General features: G+C 69.6%; 21 protein-coding genes and 2 tRNA genes. 18 read left to right on the plus strand and 5 right to left on the minus strand.

Annotation, left to right across the window (positions count from 1 at the left end):
• Positions 1-39: 39 nt before the first annotated feature.
• Entirely contained in the window at positions 40-471 is a 432-nt protein-coding gene (locus ACIF8S_RS16955; RefSeq protein ID WP_399999871.1) for an HGxxPAAW family protein, read from the minus strand.
• A 107-nt stretch (positions 472-578) separates the two neighbouring features.
• On the opposite strand from ACIF8S_RS16955, the gene ACIF8S_RS16960 reads away from it, so the two are divergent.
• The 6 genes from ACIF8S_RS16960 (at position 579) to ACIF8S_RS16985 (ending at position 6,700) form a co-directional block, all read left to right on the plus strand.
• Positions 579-1,055 (plus strand): MarR family transcriptional regulator, encoded by a 477-nt coding sequence (locus ACIF8S_RS16960; protein ID WP_399999872.1) that lies wholly within the window; start codon positions 579-581, stop codon positions 1,053-1,055.
• Between the two features lie 104 nt (positions 1,056-1,159).
• Positions 1,160-1,591, plus strand: a complete 432-nt coding sequence (locus ACIF8S_RS16965; protein ID WP_399999873.1) for a hypothetical protein — start codon at positions 1,160-1,162, stop codon at positions 1,589-1,591.
• A gap of 65 nt (positions 1,592-1,656) precedes the next feature.
• A complete protein-coding gene (locus tag ACIF8S_RS16970) occupies positions 1,657-2,118 on the plus strand; it encodes a potassium channel family protein (RefSeq protein WP_400000063.1) in 462 nt (153 codons plus the stop codon).
• A 261-nt stretch (positions 2,119-2,379) separates the two neighbouring features.
• A complete protein-coding gene (locus ACIF8S_RS16975) occupies positions 2,380-3,768 on the plus strand; it encodes an FAD-binding oxidoreductase (protein ID WP_400000064.1) in 1,389 nt (462 codons plus the stop codon).
• A 108-nt stretch (positions 3,769-3,876) separates the two neighbouring features.
• On the plus strand, positions 3,877-5,013 hold the full coding sequence (locus ACIF8S_RS16980; RefSeq protein ID WP_399999874.1) for a PP2C family protein-serine/threonine phosphatase: 1,137 nt from the start codon (positions 3,877-3,879) through the stop codon (positions 5,011-5,013).
• Positions 5,014-5,668: 655 nt separating this feature from the next.
• Complete coding sequence (locus tag ACIF8S_RS16985) at positions 5,669-6,700, plus strand: LPO_1073/Vpar_1526 family protein (protein WP_399999875.1); 1,032 nt, start codon at positions 5,669-5,671, stop codon at positions 6,698-6,700.
• Positions 6,701-6,739: 39 nt separating this feature from the next.
• Here the strand turns inward: ACIF8S_RS16985 and ACIF8S_RS16990 are convergent, their stop codons facing one another.
• Together ACIF8S_RS16990 and ACIF8S_RS16995 are read right to left on the minus strand one after the other, a co-directional pair.
• Positions 6,740-7,300 (minus strand): GNAT family N-acetyltransferase, encoded by a 561-nt coding sequence (locus ACIF8S_RS16990; RefSeq protein WP_399999876.1) that lies wholly within the window; start codon positions 7,298-7,300, stop codon positions 6,740-6,742.
• Complete coding sequence (locus tag ACIF8S_RS16995; protein WP_399999877.1) at positions 7,297-8,070, minus strand: GntR family transcriptional regulator; 774 nt, start codon at positions 8,068-8,070, stop codon at positions 7,297-7,299. The genes ACIF8S_RS16990 and ACIF8S_RS16995 overlap by 4 nt, the downstream gene beginning before the upstream one ends.
• A gap of 573 nt (positions 8,071-8,643) precedes the next feature.
• Between ACIF8S_RS16995 and ACIF8S_RS17000 the strand changes: the two genes are divergently transcribed.
• The 11 genes from ACIF8S_RS17000 to ACIF8S_RS17050 all read left to right on the plus strand — a co-directional run bounded on the left by ACIF8S_RS17000 (position 8,644) and on the right by ACIF8S_RS17050 (position 17,859).
• Positions 8,644-8,913 carry a DUF6284 family protein gene (locus ACIF8S_RS17000; protein ID WP_399999878.1) on the plus strand — a complete coding sequence of 90 codons (270 nt, stop codon included), beginning with the start codon at positions 8,644-8,646 and terminating at the stop codon, positions 8,911-8,913.
• Positions 8,910-9,815, plus strand: coding sequence for a DUF2637 domain-containing protein (locus tag ACIF8S_RS17005; RefSeq protein ID WP_399999879.1), 906 nt, complete (start codon positions 8,910-8,912; stop codon positions 9,813-9,815). Before ACIF8S_RS17000 ends, ACIF8S_RS17005 begins: the two co-directional genes overlap by 4 nt.
• Positions 9,815-10,186, plus strand: coding sequence for an RRQRL motif-containing zinc-binding protein (locus ACIF8S_RS17010; RefSeq protein WP_399999880.1), 372 nt, complete (start codon positions 9,815-9,817; stop codon positions 10,184-10,186). Before ACIF8S_RS17005 ends, ACIF8S_RS17010 begins: the two co-directional genes overlap by 1 nt.
• On the plus strand, positions 10,156-10,521 hold the full coding sequence (locus ACIF8S_RS17015; RefSeq protein WP_399999881.1) for a DUF6251 family protein: 366 nt from the start codon (positions 10,156-10,158) through the stop codon (positions 10,519-10,521). Before ACIF8S_RS17010 ends, ACIF8S_RS17015 begins: the two co-directional genes overlap by 31 nt.
• A 264-nt stretch (positions 10,522-10,785) precedes the next feature.
• On the plus strand, positions 10,786-12,573 hold the full coding sequence (locus ACIF8S_RS17020; protein WP_399999882.1) for a MarR family transcriptional regulator: 1,788 nt from the start codon (positions 10,786-10,788) through the stop codon (positions 12,571-12,573).
• Positions 12,574-12,669: 96 nt separating this feature from the next.
• Complete coding sequence (locus ACIF8S_RS17025; protein ID WP_399999883.1) at positions 12,670-13,770, plus strand: DNA cytosine methyltransferase; 1,101 nt, start codon at positions 12,670-12,672, stop codon at positions 13,768-13,770.
• Positions 13,767-14,675 (plus strand): bifunctional DNA primase/polymerase, encoded by a 909-nt coding sequence (locus tag ACIF8S_RS17030; protein WP_399999884.1) that lies wholly within the window; start codon positions 13,767-13,769, stop codon positions 14,673-14,675. Before ACIF8S_RS17025 ends, ACIF8S_RS17030 begins: the two co-directional genes overlap by 4 nt.
• An 86-nt stretch (positions 14,676-14,761) precedes the next feature.
• A complete protein-coding gene (locus ACIF8S_RS17035) occupies positions 14,762-15,091 on the plus strand; it encodes a hypothetical protein (RefSeq protein WP_399999885.1) in 330 nt (109 codons plus the stop codon).
• Complete coding sequence (locus ACIF8S_RS17040; RefSeq protein WP_399999886.1) at positions 15,088-16,230, plus strand: DUF3631 domain-containing protein; 1,143 nt, start codon at positions 15,088-15,090, stop codon at positions 16,228-16,230. Before ACIF8S_RS17035 ends, ACIF8S_RS17040 begins: the two co-directional genes overlap by 4 nt.
• A gap of 178 nt (positions 16,231-16,408) precedes the next feature.
• Positions 16,409-16,606, plus strand: coding sequence for a helix-turn-helix domain-containing protein (locus ACIF8S_RS17045; protein ID WP_399999887.1), 198 nt, complete (start codon positions 16,409-16,411; stop codon positions 16,604-16,606).
• Complete coding sequence (locus ACIF8S_RS17050; RefSeq protein WP_399999888.1) at positions 16,606-17,859, plus strand: tyrosine-type recombinase/integrase; 1,254 nt, start codon at positions 16,606-16,608, stop codon at positions 17,857-17,859. The genes ACIF8S_RS17045 and ACIF8S_RS17050 overlap by 1 nt, the downstream gene beginning before the upstream one ends.
• Before the next feature lie 104 nt (positions 17,860-17,963).
• Here ACIF8S_RS17050 and ACIF8S_RS17055 read toward each other — a convergent pair.
• Together ACIF8S_RS17055 and ACIF8S_RS17060 are read right to left on the minus strand one after the other, a co-directional pair.
• Positions 17,964-18,036, minus strand: a tRNA-Arg gene (locus ACIF8S_RS17055).
• Between the two features lie 189 nt (positions 18,037-18,225).
• Positions 18,226-18,316: transfer RNA gene (locus tag ACIF8S_RS17060), tRNA-Ser, on the minus strand.
• A 178-nt stretch (positions 18,317-18,494) separates the two neighbouring features.
• Here ACIF8S_RS17060 and ACIF8S_RS17065 point away from each other — a divergent pair.
• Complete coding sequence (locus ACIF8S_RS17065; RefSeq protein ID WP_399999889.1) at positions 18,495-19,004, plus strand: SSI family serine proteinase inhibitor; 510 nt, start codon at positions 18,495-18,497, stop codon at positions 19,002-19,004.
• Positions 19,005-19,044: the final 40 nt, after the last annotated feature.

Here is a 19,044-nt window from a genome sequence, read left to right on the forward strand (position 1 = left end):
GCCGGGAGCGACGGCTCCGCTCCTCGGCGCCCGGCCGGATCAGCTCCCGGCACCCACCGAGTCCGCGCCGGCCGGCACAGGCACGGACGCGGACACCGGCGCCGACACCGGCGCCGACGCGGGCGCGGTCACATGCGCGGGTTCCCGCACGCCCGCGTCAGGAACGGCCACCCGGCCCCGCCCCGCCAGCCGGCACCCCAGACACTCCGGGTGCCCGGCGCGGGCGCCGGTGTCGCGCACCCGCCAGTCCCACTGCTCCCTCGGGCGCGGCCCCGACGGCTTGCCCCATCCGGCGAGATGGAGGGCCCAGGTGACCAGCAGGGCGACCACCACGACCACCGCCCCGGCGACGAGCAGCGGCCCGGAGCCGGTGCAGATGCCCGCGCCCAGCACCGCCGTACCGGCGACGGCGATCCCGCAACCGGTCCATCCGGCGACCGTGTGCCCGTGGTCATATGGGTGCGCGCTCATGTCTGCCCCTTCGTGCAGTCGGCGTGCCTCCGGACGAGATGTCTCACGTCCTAAGGGATTAACACCAGAAATATCTCACGACCTAAGGGAAAAGGGGAAGCCCCGTCATGCACGTCACTCCGCGCCCGCCCGCCACCCAGCAGGAGGCGATGTGGGCGATGGACCGGCTGATCGCGACCCACCTGGTCGGCCAGCAGGAGATGGCCCAGCTCATGGGCCTGAACGTCACCGACGTGACCTGCTTCGGCTTCGTCATCGCGGCGGGGGAGGACCTCCTCACGGCCGGTGAGCTGGCGGAACGCGTCCACGTCACCACCGGCGCGATGACCGGCGTGCTCAATCGCCTGGAACGGGCCGGCTTCATCACCCGCCGTCCCGACCCCGCCGACCGCCGCCGGGTGCGCGTGGCCGCCCAGCCGGACGCGGTGGCCCTGGCGACCCGGCTGTACGAGCCCTACTACACGCGCCTCGCCGAGCTGTTCGCCGACTACTCCGCCGAGGAGCTCGCCGTCCTGAACGACTGGTTCACGCGCGCGACCGCGCTGGCGGAAGGCTTCCGCGAGGAACGCCGCCGCGAGGGCTGACGACGTCCCGCCCGGTGGTACCGGGCACCGAGGTGCCGGGTGCCGCCCGGGGTGCCACTCTGAATGAGATCGAACCGCTCGGGGACATCCGAAAGGTCGAGAACATGGCCAGCAATGTCAGCGGCACGCGTCGTCACGGGGCCGGCTTCGAGGCGCGCAGCCCCTGGGCGGCGAGCTGGACGGCCGCCGCGTCCTTCCTGATGATCTTCGGTGGCATCATGGCGATCTTCGAGGGCATCGCCGCCATCGCCCAGGACGACGTCTTCGTCGCCACCCGCAACTTCACCTACGAGTTCAGCCTGACCGGCTGGGGCTGGGTGCACCTGATCCTCGGCGCGCTGGTGGCCGCCGCGGGCATGGCGTTGTTCACGGGCGCCGCCTGGGCCCGCGCGGTGGGTGTCGCGCTGGCCGGGCTGAGCATGATCGCCAACTTCGTGTGGCTGCCCTACCAGCCGGTGTGGTCGATCGTCCTCATCGTCATCGACGGCTTCATCATCTGGGCCCTGTGCGCACCCCGTCGCGAGTCCCGGGCGTAGAGGGGACGTCCGCCGTCCGGAGCGGCGTGTGGCCCTGGGTGGCGCAGGTGGCCGGGGTGACCGCGATGGTCACCGCGTACTTCCTGCTGCCGCTGAACGGGCTGGGGCCACGCCGCCCGGTACTCAGCTGGCTGCTCTTCGGCCTGGCCCTGGCCCTGATCGCCGTCCTGCTGCTGGTGCAGGTCGCGCGGGTGCTGCTGGCCGTCCCGGGCGTCCGTCCGGGACTGGTCATCCCCCCGCTGATGTGTCTGTCCGTGCTGGTCTTCGCGACCGCCTACCAGGGCCTGGCCCAGCGCCCCGGCGAACTGGACGGCATCGCGACCCGCCTGGACGCGCTCTACTTCACCCTGGTCACGCTGGCCACCGTCGGCTACGGCGACATCACCCCCCGCGGACAGTCCGCCCGCCTGGTGGCCATCCTGCAGATCCTCTACAGCTTCATCTTCCTCACGGCCGCGGCCACCGCCCTGACCAACCACCTGCGCAACGCGCTGCGCCACCACGGGAACCCGGGCCGTCCGCCCTGAGCTCCTGACCCCGCCGCCCCACATCGCGCGGGACTGTGACCGGCGTCACACTAAAAAGAGCGGGGACCGCGCTCCCCGAACGACCGGGGACCCGCTCTCCCCCGGACCCCCGGACGGACACCGGCCGGCCACCAACGCCCGGCACCTCGACCTCCCGCCCGCCGATCCCCCGATCCGCGACCTCCCGTCCCGCCGGTTCCGTCCGACGCGGCCCGTTTCCGGTTCCGCACTGCTCCCAAGGGGTGTCCGCTCATGAGCGGCATGGACGCAACTGCTCTCGACAATCTGCGCGAGGCCCTGCGAGGACCTGTCGTCACACCGCAGGACGCCGGGTACGACGAGACCCGCAGCATCTACAACGCCATGATCGACCGCCGTCCCGCCGCCATCGCCCGCTGCACGGGAACGGCGGACGTACGGGCCACGATCGCCTTCGCCCGGCAGACGGGCGTCGACCTCGCCGTGCGCGGCGGCGGGCACAGCGGCCCCGGCCTGTGCCTGGTCGACGGCGGACTCACGCTCGACCTGTCCCCGATGCGCTGGGTCAGGGTCGACCCGGAGAACGGGACGGCCCAGGTCGGCGGCGGCAGCCAGCTGGGCGACCTGGACCACGAGACCCACGCCTTCGGGCTCGGCGTGCCGGCCGGCATCAATTCGACCACCGGCGTCGGCGGTCTCACGCTGGGCGGCGGCCACGGCCACCTCACCCGCAAGTACGGCCTGACCGTCGACAGCCTGATCGGCGCGGACGTGGTCCTGGCCGACGGCAGCGTCGTCACCGCCACGGAGAAGGAACACCCTGACCTGCTGTGGGCGCTGCGGGGCGGCGGCGGCAACTTCGGCGTCGTCACCTCGTTCACCTTCAAGCTGCACCCGGTGGACACGGTCGGCGTGGCGGTCACCGTGTGGCCGGTCGAGCGGACGACGGAGGTGCTGCGCTGGTACCGGGAGTTCCTGCCCGCCGCGCCGGAGGACCTCAACGGCTTCTTCGCCGTGATGTCCGTCCCGCCCGGCCCGCCCTTCCCGGAACCGCTGCACGGGCAGAAGATGTGCGCCGTCATCTGGTGCTACACCGGCGCCCTGGACGGCGGACGCCTGGAGGACGTGCTCTCCGTGGTCGACGAGCCGGCCCCGCCCGCCTTCCACTTCGCCACGCCGATGCCGTATCCCGCCCTGCAGACGATGTTCGACGAACTGGTCCCCAAGGGCCTGCAGTGGTACTGGCGGGGCGACTTCTTCGACGCGATCTCCGACGAGGCGGTCGCGGTGCACGAGCGGTACGGCCGGGCGCTGCCCACAGCCCTGTCGACCATGCACCTGTACCCCGTGGACGGTGCGGCCCACGACGTCGCCCCGGGCGAGACGGCCTGGGCGTACCGGGACGCCGTCTGGTCGGGCGTCGTCGCCGGCATCGACCCGGATCCGGCCAACGCCGACCTGGTCCGCCAGTGGTGCGTCGACTACTGGACCGACCTCCACCCGCACTCCATGGGCGGCTCCTACGTCAACTTCATCGGCGAGGCCGAGGGACCGGAGCGCGTCCGCTCCACCTACCGCGACAACTACGCCCGCCTCACCGAGGTCAAGCGCGCCTACGACCCCGACAACCTCTTCCACGCCAACCAGAACATCCCCCCGTCGACCACGTGAGCGTCCCCGTCCCGGACGGGCCGCGAACGGACGCTCCCGGTGGTCGCGGGGGAGGGCGTGGCGGAGACTGGGGCGCGGGACGGGACGGAACGACCGAGGGCCGCGCGGATGGAGCGATACCAGCACAAGGGCGGCTCCCGGAAACTGCCGTGGGCGCGTTGCCTGCCCGCCGCCGTACTGCTCGTCGCGGTCGTCGTCGACCTCGCCTGGCTCCCGTTCAACACCTTCCCCCTGCTCGCGACCGTCTCCGTGATCGCGGCGCCGATGTTCTCCCTGACCTGGACGGTCGCCAGTGGCGCCGTCGCCTGCCTGGTCGGCTGGCTGCTGTCGCTCCGGGAGAGCCAGGAGGTGCTCACCAGGGCGAACGTCATCGGCTTCACGACCCTCATCACCCTCACCGTCGTCGCGGGGTTCCTCAACCGGGTGTTCGCCCGTGAACGGGAGCAGCTGAGGACCTCCCGACAGGTGGCGGAGGCGGTCCAGCGCGCGGTGCTGCCGACGATGCCCGACCGGGTCCGCGGACTGGCCGTCGCCACCCGGTACCAGGCCGCGCAGGAGGAGGCCCTGATCGGCGGCGACCTGTACGCGGTGCACGACACCCCCCACGGTCTGCGCATGGTGATCGGTGACGTGCGCGGCAAGGGCACGCAGGCGGTCACCCTGGTCAACACGCTGCTGGGCACCTTCCACGCGGTGGCCCTCCAGCTGCCGGACCTGCCCGCCGTCGTCCAGGCCGTGGAGGTGCAGGTGCAGGACGTCAAGGCGCGCCAGGACGACGCCCCCTACGAGGACTTCGTCACCGCCGTCTTCGTCGAGATCCTCCCCGACCGTTCCGCGTTCCGCATGGCGAACCGTGGGCATCCCGCGCCGCTGCTGGTCCACGAGGGCGAGGTGACCGTGCTGGAACCGGAGGAGCCGGCGCTGCCCCTGGGGCTGGGTGACCTCGCCGGGCCCGTCGTCCCGGTGGACCGGTGCGAACTGCCTCCCGGTGCCACGCTGGTGATGTTCACCGACGGCATCATCGAGGCCCGCGACCGCGACGGTGTCTTCTTCGACCCGGTCCCGCCGCTCACCGGCCCGTTGCCCGCGAACCCCGGTGCCGTCCTGGACACCATGCTCACCGCCCTGTTCCGGCACACCGAGGACCTCGAGGACGACGCGGCGACCCTCGCCGTCACCCGCCTGCCGGACGACGACGCCGCCGCGAACGGGAACAGCCCGGCGCCGCCACGGGCGGCGGGCTGACCTGACCGCCGCACCTCACCGCCGTCCGACCCGAAACGGGTCGACCCGGAACCGGCCGACCCGAAAACGCCGAAGGCCCCGGATCTCTCCGGGGCCTTCGGTCTGTGTGCACTCGGCAGGATTCGAACCTGCAACCTTCTGATCCGTAGGCGGGTGCGCTCCTGTCAGCCACGCAGTGCCCATGGCGGCTGCATGGCAGCCGCCATGGGCAGACGCTGCCGTGAGGGACCTCAATGTCCGCTGCTGTGCACCGACGTTGATGTCACCGGCTGATGTCAGTCAGCCCGGGTTAGCCGTTCTACCCCTGTCTGTCACTGGCATGGTCTACCGTCCGTCGCAACACATACATCGCTCGCTCTACCAAGGTCATCCCAGCACCCGACCCACAAGTCCACCTGCCGCGGTGAGGGCGGAGTGCAGCAGATGTGTCACCCCAGGAAACCGATGACGAAGAGGAGTCACCAATGAGCTGGGTCACGTGGGCTTTCGGGGGAGTAGGCGTAGCGGTCCCTATCGCATTGATCGGCTGGTTTTACTTTGACCGGAAGAAGAATCAGGATCGCCAGGTTCAGAAATCTGGAAATGATTCGATCAACTATCAAGCGGGAGGGAACATGAGAGTGGACGGAAACAGCGAAATTCGACGGCAGGAACCATGAGTCAGCGCCAAACAAGTGGAGATAACTCCACCAATTATCAGGTCGCTGGGGACCTACACACTGGGCTTTCCTATCGCGATGTTAAGGAAATCGCAGACGACGTCTTTCATCAGAATTTCACGCGCCTCGCTACCGAAGCGGCAAGCACCGCCGAAGAACGAGCCAGAGCTATTTGTGACAAGTTCCTGGAGAAACTCAGCAACGAGTCACCCGAGTCGTTGAATAATGCACGGAACCCCGATTTTCAGCGGGCCCTTTTTAGAGTCCAAGAGGAGTTTGCTACTACCGGCGACGAAGACCTGGGCGATCTGCTCGTAGACATGCTTGTCGATCGATCTAAGCAAGCTGGAGGATCGTTCAGACAGGTAGTGCTGAATGAAGCGCTCAAAACAGCACCCCGCCTCACCAGCGCGCAGGTCACGGTGCTGGGTGCGATATTTATGGCTCGCTATGTAAACGTGAACGCCAACAGCATTCCGCTACTACATGCAACGCTCCGCAAGTTTTGGCTTCCCCTAGTCAAGGGCCTCTCCCAGCCATCAGATGCAAATATGGGACACCTCGCGTACGCGGGATGCGGGTCCATCAGCCTAGGCGTGGTGACATTTACGCAACTTTTCCTCGAAAGGTACCCCGGCCTCCTCACGTTGGGATTCGAAGAGGATCAGTATCCATGGATCTCCGAGTTCAAGGACAAAGGGATCGTGATGCGCTGCTTGCGCGACCCTGCAAAGCTTCAAATCGCTGCGGTGAGCCAGGCCGACCTTGAGAACAAACTGTCCACCATAGACGTCGGAGAGCACGCCAATGAGCTTCAGCAGCTCCTCAAAGCAAATCCCATCTCCGGCGAAGCGATTCACGCGGAAATCGAATCCCTCGACCCGGAATTCAAAAATTTCGCCGAGACCTGGGAGAACTCAGCAATGAAAAGTTTCGACCTGACCAGCGTCGGCATCGCGATCGCTCACGCTCATTGTCGGAGGGTCCTTGGGTCGGCCATGCCATCCGTCGACATTTGGTTGAGCTGATAGATTTTTAGACGACGCCTGATCGTGTACCACGTGGTATCAGGCCACTCGCTCCGGAGCAGCCGTTTCGTCTGTAAATCCATGAGCCGCAAGCTTTGTTGCACGCTGTGCGAGCCACCCGGAGACCCTTGGGCCGCCGTTCACAGCGTCACCCTGGTGAACCGTCCGGACATGCCGGAAGCCGTGGCCCAAGTAGTACGCCTGCAAACCGATGTTCGTCGTCCAGGCGTCCAGACGAAGCCACTCAGCGCCCGCACGATGGCCACGGTCTCCGGCCCAATCGAGCAGCCGACCGCCAAGGTTGTGGCCGGCGTGCGTCCGCGCCACGGTCAGCTTGTTGATGAACAGGGAAGGTTCTCGTAGCTCATCTGTGGTCCACAGCCCCTCTTCAGCATCCGAGGTCAACGTGATCGTGGCCGCCGTGACGTCACCGTCGCGCACCATGAAGACTTCCCCCGCCTCAATGGTGGCGAGCAGCTTGTCAGCCGGATACGGACGCTGCCACTGGTCGGTGCCGAGGCGAGACAGCCAAGCTGCCGCCTCCTGCCGGAAGGCGAGCAGCTTGGCCAGGTCGTGAGGTGTTGCCGAGCAGATTCTCACTGAGCCTCGTTCTCTTCCCGGCCGGACAGGGTCCCGATCTCGTAGTTCATCTGATTCAGGTCGCCCCGGAAGGTGGTGACCGTGCAACGGATCGGCCGATCCTCCGAGTAGCCGGTGCGTGTCCAGAGCAGCACGGGCACCCCGGCACCCATCTCCAAGAGGCGTGCCTCTTCGGGAGTCGGCATGCGCGCCGCGATCTCGTCGAAGTAGCCCACCTGCTCGATCCCATGCGACGCGAGATACCGCGTGGTCCCCTCTTCGATATCGCCCGGCTCAGCGAGCCGCGGAGACCGCTCCACAAGCCACCCCGGGTACCAGGTGGCCTGCGTGGACCACGGCACGTCATCGACGTACCGGTGGCAGAACCGTAGAACCGTGGTGGAACCCACGTCGACCTTCAGCCGCTCCGCGACATCCGCAGAAGCCGGGGTCATCTCGACACGGAATGTCTGATGCGGTCGACGGCCGGCGTTCATCACGTCCGTGCGGTACGCGTCGCCGTTCTGTGGGAAGTCCAGGTTCTCGAATCGAGAGGCGTTGAGCTTGAACACCTCGTGCGATCGAACCTCGTAGCCCAACCCTTGGCTAGACGAGACGAGACCCTGACTGACCAGGAGACTTAGCCCGTTTCGCACGGTGTTCCTCGACGCGTCAAAGCGCTTCATCAGGTCGCTCTCCGACGGTAGCCGCGCGCCCGGCGCGTACGTGCCGCTGTCGATCTCTCGGCGTAGGGCATCGGCCACCTGCCGGTACTTCGGCTGCTTGCTCATGCCCCCATCATGACTCACTCGCTCAACTTGTTGGTACATGTGGGCTCCAATCTCTTGACGACTCACTGTCCGTGGGTGCAGCATCACTGCATCAGCTTGTACCAACAAGCTGAGCAAGCGGTGCAACTCCTTTGAGTTGCACCGGCCTGCGCTGATGCATGGGGCGGGGACGCTGCAATCCCGCTAAAGGCCAGGTTGAACAGGGTTTCGGCCCGTACTGGCGAGGTGGCCCGGTGACCGCGAGCAACGGCCGGAGAGTGGGGACATGGTCCCCCTTGCAGTGCTTCATCCCTGTCGTTCTGGCTTGAGAGGAACCCTCGGTGCAACGACGAAGACTTCGGGCGCCGCCGTTAGGGACCGGCGGTGGCGCCAGCGTTAGTTCGGACCCGTCCTGGTTCGCAGCGTCGATGCTGCGGCCGGCTGCCTCTCCCGCCCGTCCGTCCCGCGCGCTGCGTGAGGACGTACGGACGGGGGCGCGGGGAGCCGGAACTGACTCCAACGGCGAGCGGCTCCCGGGGTGCCACCCGGGAGCCGCGTTCGGGCCGTTCCATCCTGTGAGAGGAACACGACCCAATGGACCACATCGTCACTGTTCAGGACGCTGTTACCGCGTTCGCCGACTTCATGGAGCCGACGGACGCCGAGCTGGACGCGATCGAGCAGGAGATGCCCGTTATCCTGGCGGGCGTCGACCTGCTCGACGCGCAGATCATCACGCTGGACCGCACGCCGACCGAGCTGGACACCCGTCGCATCCGCCGGGCTCGCCGCCGTGCACTCGCCGCCCGGGTCGCGCTGCTCAACGCTGCGGCCGGCGCGAGCCTGCCGGGTGGTGCGGCATGAGCCTTCACCGCAAGGGCCGCACGGCCCTCGTGCTCGCCCTGGTCGCCGTGGTCGGCATGGCCTTCCGCGTCTCCTGGAACGCACTGCGGGACATCGCCGGCGCGGTCGGCGCGGACGCCACGGCGGCGACGCTGTACCCGTTCGTGGTCGACGGATTGATGGCTCTCGCCCTGGTCGCCACCCTCGTGCTCGCCGACGACGCCCGCCGCTTCGCCCTGCGGGTGCTCGGGGCATACACGATCGCCTCACTTGTGCTCAACTACGTGCACGGGTTGGTCCCGGAGCTGCACGGCCGCTCGGTCGACTGGTCGCGGCTGGCGGAGTGGGACCCGGCGAACTGGGCGCTCGTGCTGCTGGCCACGTCGCTGCCGGTCGGGTCGATCTACTTCGGTTCCGATCTGGTTGCCAAGGTGCTCCACCACCGACCCGTCCCGATCCCGGCCACGGTCGCGAATGCGGAGGAATCGACCGAGACCGATACGAAACGGTCTACGGCTGACCTCCCGGTATCGACCCCGGCGCCGATCACTCCGAACGCAACTGCGCTGCCTCGGCCGGTGGCCGTCGGCTTCCTGAAGTCGACCCTCCCCACCAAGCCGGTTCCCTCGATCGACCCGGCCCCCGTCGCGCCGGTCAAGCCGATCGAGCGGCGCGCGGTGGCGGCCGAGTCGACCCGACCGCGCCGCGCCACCGGCCGTGTCCCGGAGGTGGCGAAGTCTCCCCGGTCCAAGCGCACCCCGGACGAGCTGCTCGCCGAGGCACGCAAGGTGACGGCCGACTGGCCCGACGCAAAGGTGACCGCCGAGGGCATCCGCCGCGAGGTTCGCACCTCGCCCGCGAACGCGCGGACGCTGCGGGACACGATCCTCGCCGAACGCGCCGCCCTGGCTGAGGCCGTGTGATGGGGGCGCTGCCGGTGTTCCTGTGGCACCTGGCCCCGGACGGCTACGCCACCCGCCGTCAACTCCGCGCCCGCGGGCTGCGGCCCGGCGGTCAGGACGTGGCCGCACAGCTCGAACGGCCACGCCGCCGACGTGAACCGCTGATCGCCTACCTCTACCGCGTCGATCTGGCCAAGCCCGTCCGGCCGATGACCCCGGCCCGATGGGCGGCACTGGACGCCGCGAACCGGGCCCGCCGCATCTGCCCCGAGTGCCGCCGCGATGCGGGATACGTCATCCCGCCGTCGCTCGGCATGTGCTCTGCCTGCGCTTTCCCCGACAACGCCCCGGAGGGTGCGTCATGGAACAGCTCCCCGCTCATCGCCCGTTGACCGTCGTGCAGCTCCCCGACGGCAGTCACGTCTACGCCGACCCCGCCGCCCTTCCCGTCCAGCAGCCGACCGGGCCGCAGGTGGTGCACATCCACCAGGCGCCGCCGGACCGCACGGTGCAGCGCGTCGCGCTCGGCTCCGGGGTCGGTGCCGGGGCGGTCGCGGCCGGCGTCTACTTCGGCCCGCTGCTCGTCGGCGTCCTGACCGCCATCGCCGCGAACCTGGCGATGCTCGCGTTCATCGCGCTCGTGCTCGGCTGGGCCGTCGTCACCGTGGTCCGCTCCGTCACCGACGGCGGCAAGCGCACCGGCCGGCGCGGCCGGAAGAGCCGCTGAAACACCCCGAGGCCGTAGGCGGCCCGTAGGGCGCCCGAGGGGCCTTCCGGGTGGGGTTTGACCCCCGGAGGCCTGTTCGGCCGCCACAGGCCCCGTAGCGACGCAGGGTGACGGAAGTTTCCGTCCTCGCGCGCACGCGCGTAGGGGCCCCTCGGAAACCAGGAAACCGGAAACCTGCTCACTCCGCGTAACACACGTGCGTGGTGACGGGCCGTCGCAGGGCCCGTCACCACCAACCCACCGAACCCCTGAGAAGAGGACACCGTGAGTCAGTCCAAAGTCTGGCGCACGCACCGCCAGTACGCCGCCACCGCCGCCCGCTGGACCGCCGACCGGTGGCGCAAGGAATCCGAGCGCCGCTCCGCTCTGCGGGCCGAACGCAAGCCGCTCGTCCGGGACGCCCGCCGGGCGCTGGCCACCGCGCGCGCCGTCGACCCCGAGGGCGTCACCCCCCTGCGCCACCGCGCCGAGCGCGAATTGCGCACGGCCAAGCGGCGCGTCCCGGACCCGATGTGGCTGTTCGCCACCAAGACCGCCGCCGCCCTCGGCGCCGCCGGCTACGTGTGGCTGCCCGAGGTGTCCGTGCGTGTGTGGGTGTGGTCGGCCGTCGCCGTGGTCGCCGCCGTCACCGCCTTGTCGGTGTGGATCGCGGTGCGTGAGCGCGACACCACCGGCCTGAAGCCCACCGCTGAAGAGTCGGCACTGCTGAAGCGGCTTCAGCCGCAGCACTGGAAGGAGCACGCCGAACAGCGCGGCCTCGCCGGCACACTGACCGGCCGGCCCAAGCTGACCGAGGCGGGCATCGTGTGCGCGGTCCGGCTCGACGGCACGTGGACCGCGACCAAGCTCCGCAGCGCTGAAGACCACATTCGCGCCCTGCTCGGGGCCCGCACGAGCCTGCGCATGCAGATCAAGGCAGGCAAGCAAGGCGGCTGGGCCGAACTGATCCTGCGCACCCGCTCGGCCGCCGACGGCGACGACCTGACGTGGACGCCCGAGCGGCGCTCGCTCGGCATCGACACCGTGACCGGCGAGCAGGTCACCGTGCCGCTCGGGGAACGGCTGCTCATCGCCGGCCGCTCCGGGGCGGGCAAGAGCGTGGCGTCCCGGCCACTGCTGTACGACGCGTCCGAGGGCGCCACGAACGCGCTCGTCATCATCGACCTCAAGCGCGTGGAAGGCCGCCTGTGGGACCACCGGGCCCGCGTCGCCTCCACCCCGCACGAGGTCATCGACGTGACCGACGAGCTGGAGACGGAGATGCTGGACCGGCTCTCCATCCTGCCCAAGGGACAGGACACCTGGACCCCGACGGCGGACCGACCCCGCATCACGGTCGTGGTCGACGAGGGCGCGGAGGTCATGACGGCCGCCGACGGCGTCCCCTACGAGGTTGAGGCCGGTGAGGGGAAGACGCGTACCGTCAAGCGGTCCGCGCTGCCCGCGCTGGAGTCCATCGCCCGGATGGGGCGAGCAGCGTGCATCGACCTGTGGTGGATGACCCAGAAGCCCACCATCGGCGACGGCATCCCCAAGCAGATCGCCCCGCAGATCGGCGTCTCCATCTGCCTCGCCGTCCGCACGCCGGCCGAAGCCCGCGTCGTACTCGGTGAAGATGCGCAGGCCAAGGGATGGAACGCCGACGAGCTGCCCGTGCCCGGTGTGGCGCTCGTGCGGGACGGCAAGCGCAAGCCCGACCCCGTCAAGGTCCGCTACATGGACAAGTCCGTGGTCATCGCCCTGCCCGACCGCACCCCGTGGTCCCGCAGCACCGCTCCCACGGTGGAAGCCGCGGGCGCCCCAACGCTCACGCTCGTGAAAGACACCCCGCCCGAGACGGCACCCGCCACGGACGGCGCCGCCGCCCGCGTGCTCAAGGCCATCGAGACCGCCGACACCCCGGTCCGCCAGAAGGACCTCGTGACGCTCACGGGCCTGTCCAAGGGCGCCGTCTCCAAGGCCATCAAGGCGCTCACCGCGAGCGGCGCCGTCGTCCGCACCCCGGACGGCGCCCTGATTGTCACGCGCGGCGACGAGTCCGCCGCCGCCTGACCACCCGCACAACGACGACGGCGGCCCCCATCCGACCAAGAACCGGGGCCGCCGCCTTCCACCTGCCATCCAACGGACCTGTGGAGGTCTCCCAGCATGACGCAACCCATCAGCATCCGGCGAGTGCCCGGCTCGCCGCCGACGATCATCGGCCTGTGCGCCGGCTACGGCGGTCTGGAAGCTGCGATCCGTGCCCGCATCGGCGGCCAGGTCGCCGCGTTCGCCGAGAACGACCCGCACGCCGCGACCGTGTTCGCCCACCGGCACCCCGGCGTGCCCAACCTCGGGGACATCCGCCACGTCGACTGGGACCGCGTCCGGGACGTGTTCCGGCCGGACGTGGTCGGCGCCGGTTTCCCCTGCCGCAACACCTCCAACGCTGGACGAAGGGACGGGATCAATGGGCAGTGGTCGCGAGTCTGGAAAAACGTCGCTGAGGCTGTGGGCCACCTTCGACCGCGCCTCGTCTTCCTGGAAAACGTGGCGGCGCTCCGCTCGCGGGGGCTGGACGTCGTCGCCGCAGACCTGGCCGCGCTCCGGTATGACCTGCGGTGGACATGCGTACGCGCTGGTGACCCCGAAACCGGCGCCCCGCACGAGCGCGACCGCTGGTTCGCAGTTGCCCATCCCGCTGATGCCGACCCCCACCAGCTCGGACGGCACTGGCGGCCCCGGCACCTCGCCGAAGCGCAAGGGCGGCATGAACCTGCGCACCGCCGTGACGAAACTCCCGCCACCGGAGGCGTGAGCCTGCTGCCCACGCCGGCGGCCCGCGACTGGAAGTCCGGCGCGTCGAACCTCCTGCAGCGCAACGCCCGCCCGCTGAACGAGGTGGCCGTGAACCTGCTCGCCGGCGTCGACACCACACCGTCCGGGCCGGTCCCGCTCGACGAGCGGTGGGTGGCGAGCGACGGCACCGACTTCGGGCCCGCGATCCGCCGTTGGGAGCGCATCACCGGCAGGGCGGCGCCGTGCCCGACCGAACCGGGCATGCGCGGCAACCGGCGCCTGTCCCCGTTGTTCACCGAGTGGATGATGGGCCTGCCCGAAGGCTGGGTCACCGGCGTGCCCGGCATCCCCCGCAAGGAACAACTGAAGATTCTCGGCAACGGCGTCGTGCCTCGCCAGGCCCACCACGCCTACGGCTGGCTGCTCGGTGCCACCACGGCCAGGCCCGCGTTGGAGGTGGCGGCATGACCAGCGTCGCCACGATGGATCTGGCGTGCCTGCCGCTGCTCGCGTCCGCGCTCACGGCGGCCGAACGCGGCTGGCCCGTCATCCCCCTGCACCCCGGCAGCAAGCGCCCGGCCGGACACGCCGAACGGGCCTGCCCCCGCACCAACCGGTGCACGGGCGGGCACCGCACCCCCGAAGAGCGAGCGACCACCGACCCGAACCTAATCCACGCCGCGTGGGCGCACCGGCCCTACAACGTGGGGATCGCGACGGGCCCGGCGGGGCTGCTCGTCATCGACCTGGACCCGATCAAGGCGGAAGAGCCGAAAGGAGCGCCTGACGGCGCCACTGCGTTGCAAGCGCTCTGCGAGCGCGCCGGACAGGTGCTCCCCGACACCTACCGGGTGCGGACCGCGCGCGGTGAACACCTCTACTTCACCGCCCCCGCTGGGGTGCGGTTGAAGTGCAGCGTTGACCGTCTCGGACCGCACATCGACACCCGGGCATGGGGTGGCTACGTCGTCGCCCCCGGCAGCACCACCCCGGACGGCGCGTACGAGGTTGCCCACGACGCGCCTGTCGCGGAACTGCCGGGCTGGCTCGCCGCGCTGCTCACGGAGCCGGACCGGCCCGCCCCGGTGCCCGTCCGGGTCCATGACGGCACGCGCGCCGCGCGGGTGGCGCTGGAACGCGAATGCGCGGTCATCGCCACCGCGACCGACGGCGGGCGCAACAGCACCCTGCACCAGAGCGCCTGCAAGGTCGCCCGGTTCGTCGCGTGGGGCGACCTGCCGCGCGATGTGGCGGAGCAGGCAATCCAGGGGGCGGGGGAGGCGACCGGCCTGCCGTCGGCCGAGTGCCGCACGACCATCCGTAGCGCACTGGATTGGGTCATCGCCCATGCCACCCCAAGGGAGGCGGCATGACGGCCCCCACTCCCCCCGCCCTGGATTGCCCCACCCCGACCACGAGCGACCCGAACGCCGCTCCACAGCCTGTGGACGCGACGGGCGTGGGCGAGCCGAAAGGCGCCGCCCGTAAGGGCGTCGTAACTGCTCTTCTCTCGAACCGATCCCAGGTCCGGCCCGGGGGCGACCCGACCCCGGACGCGTCCGGTATCCGGATCTTCGCCCCGCCGGTCTACCGGCACCACCACGACGGCGCCCGCTGGTCGACGCGCCCCGGCGCCCTGCCCACCGCCGCCTACGCCTGCGTCTGCGGGGTGACCGGCAGCGCCACCGGCCCGGCCGCCGTCGCCGACCTGGTCGCCGAGTACGACGCCCACCGCTCCGCCTGCACCGGGGCGCCCGTCCCGCCGTGTGAAGGGAGGCACGCCGCATGACCGCCATCGACGGCGCCGCGCTGCTTAACGAGGTGGAAGCCTTCCACCGCCGCTTCAACGTCTTTCCCACCGAGGCCGCGTTCGTCGCGGTCGCGTTGTGGGACGCGCACGCGCACCTGCTCGACTGCTTCGACTCCACGCCCCGTATCGCCTTCCTGTCCCCCGAACCGGGGTCCGGGAAGACGCGGGCACTGGAGATCGTGGAAACGCTCGTGCCGCAGCCCATGACCGCCGTCAACGCGTCCGCCGCCGCGCTGTTCCGCTCGGTCTCGGCGGGCAACGGCAAGCCCACCATCCTGTTCGACGAGATCGACACGGTCTTCGGGCCGAAGGCGGGGGACAACGAGGAACTGCGCGGTTTTCTCAACGCCGGCCACCGCCGTACCGGGGTCACCTACCGGTGCATCGGGGACGGCGGGCAGCAGACGGTGCAGGCGTTCCCCTCGTACTGCGCGGTCGCGGTCGCCGGTCTCGGCTCCCTGCCCGACACGATCATGAGCCGGGCCGTCGTCATCCGCATGCGCCGCCGGGCCCGCAACGAGAAGGTGGAACCCTTCCGGGCCCGCGTCCACGAGGCCGAGGGACACAAGCTTCGTGACCGGCTCGCCACCTGGGCAGAGCAGGCCCGCGCATCCGTCGTGGGAGCGTGGCCCGAGATGCCGGAAGGGGTCACCGACCGGCCGGCGGACGTGTGGGAACCGCTGCTCGCGATCGCGGACGCCGCCGGCGGCCACTGGCCCGACCGGGCCCGCGAAGCCTGCGTCGCCCTGGTCACCGCGTCCAAGGTCAACGACAAGGGCAGTCTCGGCGTCCGGCTGCTCACCGACCTGCGCGACCACGTCATGGTCGGCATCGACCGGCTTCCTACGGTCGCAATTCTGGACCGGCTGAACGCTCTGGACGACGCTCCGTGGGCGGACCTGCACGGCAAGCCGCTGGACAACCGGCGCCTGGGGCGGATGCTCGCGGAGTACATGACGGCGGACAACGAGCCGATCGCCTCCCGCAACATCAAGACCGCCGGGAGCGTCCTCAAGGGCTACTACGCCGCCGATCTGTGGGACGCGTGGGCTCGCTACTGCCCCCCACCCCCGGAAAGTCCGCTACCTCCGCTACCGGGCACCGAAAACGTGGCCTGACCAGCACCAACGCGGTAGCGGCAACCGGCCCCGGTTGCCGCTACCGCGCCGCTACCCATCCGCTACCGCTACCCCTTCCCGCTACCCCGATCAGGCCCCTGACCTGCGAGGTAGCGGAGGTAGCGGAAGTAGCGGCCCTCAGAGGGACCCCCGATGACAGTCCTAGAGGAGCCACCGCATGACCACCGCCACGCCCGCCAGCCACGAAGCACTCAAGGTTCCCGAAGTCATGGCAGCGCTTCGTCTCAGCCGCAGCAAGGTCTACGACCTCATCCGCTCCAAGCAGCTCCCTAGCTTCACCGCCGGCCGGGCACGCCGCATCCCGGTCGACGCCGTCCGTGAGTACATGCGCAACCAGTTGGAGGAGGCCGCCTGATGGCAAAGCGACGCGCCAACGGCGAAGGAACGATCACCAAGCGCACCGACGGCCGTTACCACGCTGCCGCCTACGTCTACCGTCCGGATGGGACGCGAACGCGGAAGTTCGTCTACGGCAAGACCCGCGAGGAAGTGGCAGACAAGCTCACGGAATTGCAGGAGAAGACCCGCCAGGGCATCCCGGCCGCGTCCTCAACGATGGCGTTCGGCGACTACCTGACCTACTGGCTCGCCACCATCGCCCCGGAACGGCTCAAGCCCGCCACGCTCAACAGCTACGAGGGGTTGACCCGGCTCTACATCCGGCCGGCACTCGGCAAGAAGCGACTCAACCGCCTTTCGCCGGCGGACGTACGCCGCTTCCTGACCGAGTTTAAGGGCTCCTGTCTCTGCTGCCTGCGCGGCGCTGACCACGAGCGCCCCGAGGAAAAGCGCGGATGCTGCGCGGTCGGCAAGTGCTGCAAGCGGCTTCCGTCCACTCGGACCGTCCAGTACGTACACGCGGTGCTCCGGTCCGCCCTACAGCAAGCAATGCGCGAAGAGCTGATCGCTCGAAACGTCGCACGCATCGTCGAGACCCCGACCGTCACCCCCAAGGAGGTGCGCCCCTTGGACAGTGCGGAAGCTCGCATCCTGCTCAAGACCGCCCGCGCCCACCGGCTGTACGCCCTGTGGCTGCTGCTCGTGTCGACCGGGCTACGGCGAGGGGAAGCGCTCGCGCTCACGTGGTCGGACATCGACCTCATGAACCGACAGCTCCGGGTGCGCCGGAACGTGCAGCGCATCCGGCGGGAACTCCTCTTCGGGACGCCGAAGACCACACGGTCCGTCCGTACGGTGTCCGTGCCGCGGCACCTCGTGCGAGCGCTCACCCAGCACCGCGAGCAGCAGGAGCGCGAACGCAAGGTCGCAGGCAAGAAGTGGCAGCCGGCACCGGGGCAGCCGGACGGACTGATCTTCACCACACAGACAGGGCGGGTCATCGACCCTCGCAGTCTCAACAGGATGCTGACGATCCTGTGCAGGGACGCGAACGTGCGGCGGGTCAGGGTCCACGATCTACGGCACACGTGCGCCTCCCTCCTGCTCTCACGAGGGGTGGACGCTCGCACGATCATGGAGACACTCGGCCACAGCACCATCACGATGACGCTCGACACCTATGCGCACGTAATGGATACGACGTTGCGCGCGGCTGCCGATCGGATGGACGACGCACTCGGGCCTGACGACAACGATGAGGTTTTGTAGTCGGACGCTTTGATGACGTCGCCCGCTCGGCCGATCTAGGCGTTGATGTCACCCGCTGATGTCAAAGGCCCCGCCGGGCGAACCGGCGGGGCCTTTGACCTGTGTGCACTCGGCAGGATTCGAACCTGCAACCTTCTGATCCGTAGTCAGATGCTCTATCCGTTAAGCTACGAGTGCTTGTCTCTTCAGTTTTACCGCCGCTTCCCGGCCCTTTCGGCCCGCTCGCGGCGACAGGAAGAACATTACATGACTGCCGCCGCCATGTGAAATCCGTTAGCCCTACCCCTTGTGACCTGCGGAAACGCGGACTGTCGGGGCGGCAACGACGAAACCCCGGCCGCTGGGGCCGGGGCTTCGTCATCGGGGCGGAGGCGGAGGGATTTGAACCCTCGATGGGCTTTAAGACCCAAACCGCATTAGCAGTGCGGCGCCATAGACCGGACTAGGCGACGCCTCCATGCACAACCTGCCGCGCGTGGGCGCGAGTGGGTGGTGCGTGCCGATGATGACACAACCGCTTGGGGTGTCACCAATCGCCCCCCACGGTACTAGGCGGGAAGCCCGCAGGGCAAAGCCCTTCCGACCGGCACGTCGTCGTGGCGCAACGTCCCGCGCGCCGGCGCGTTGATCACGGCATGTCTCCCTTCACAGAGCACGCCATGTCCCCGGCCCGGATCCCGGGCGCCCTCCGGTCGCCGAAGCGCCGGCTCACCGCCGCCGGCGCCGCCCTCGTCGCGGTCGTCGCCTCGCTCGCCGCCGCGCCTTCCCCGGCGCAGGCCCGGCCGTCGGATCCGCCCGGCGACCGTCTCACCGTGACCGTGCGCGACGCGGGCGACGGGGCGGACGGGACGTACGAGGTGCGGTGCCGGCCCAGCGGAGGCAGCCACCCCGACCCCGACGGGGCCTGCGCGGCCGTCCGACGGCAGACGCGGTGGGGGGAGGAGGCCTTCGCGCCGCAGCCGCGGGACGCCGTGTGCACCATGCAGTACGGCGGGCCCGCCACCGCCCGGATCACCGGCACCTGGGCCGGCCGCCCCGTCGACGCGACGTACGACCGTACGAACGGGTGCGCGATCGCCCGCTGGGACCGGCTGGTGCCGCTGCTGCCCGAGACGGGACGGACAGTCGGTGCACAGAGGGCGTAAAGGTCCCGCGAAGGTTCGCGGGGCGTCGGCGCAGGCAGTC

This window comes from Streptomyces sp. NPDC085937, assembly GCF_044540535.1.
GTDB lineage: Bacteria > Actinomycetota > Actinomycetes > Streptomycetales > Streptomycetaceae > Streptomyces.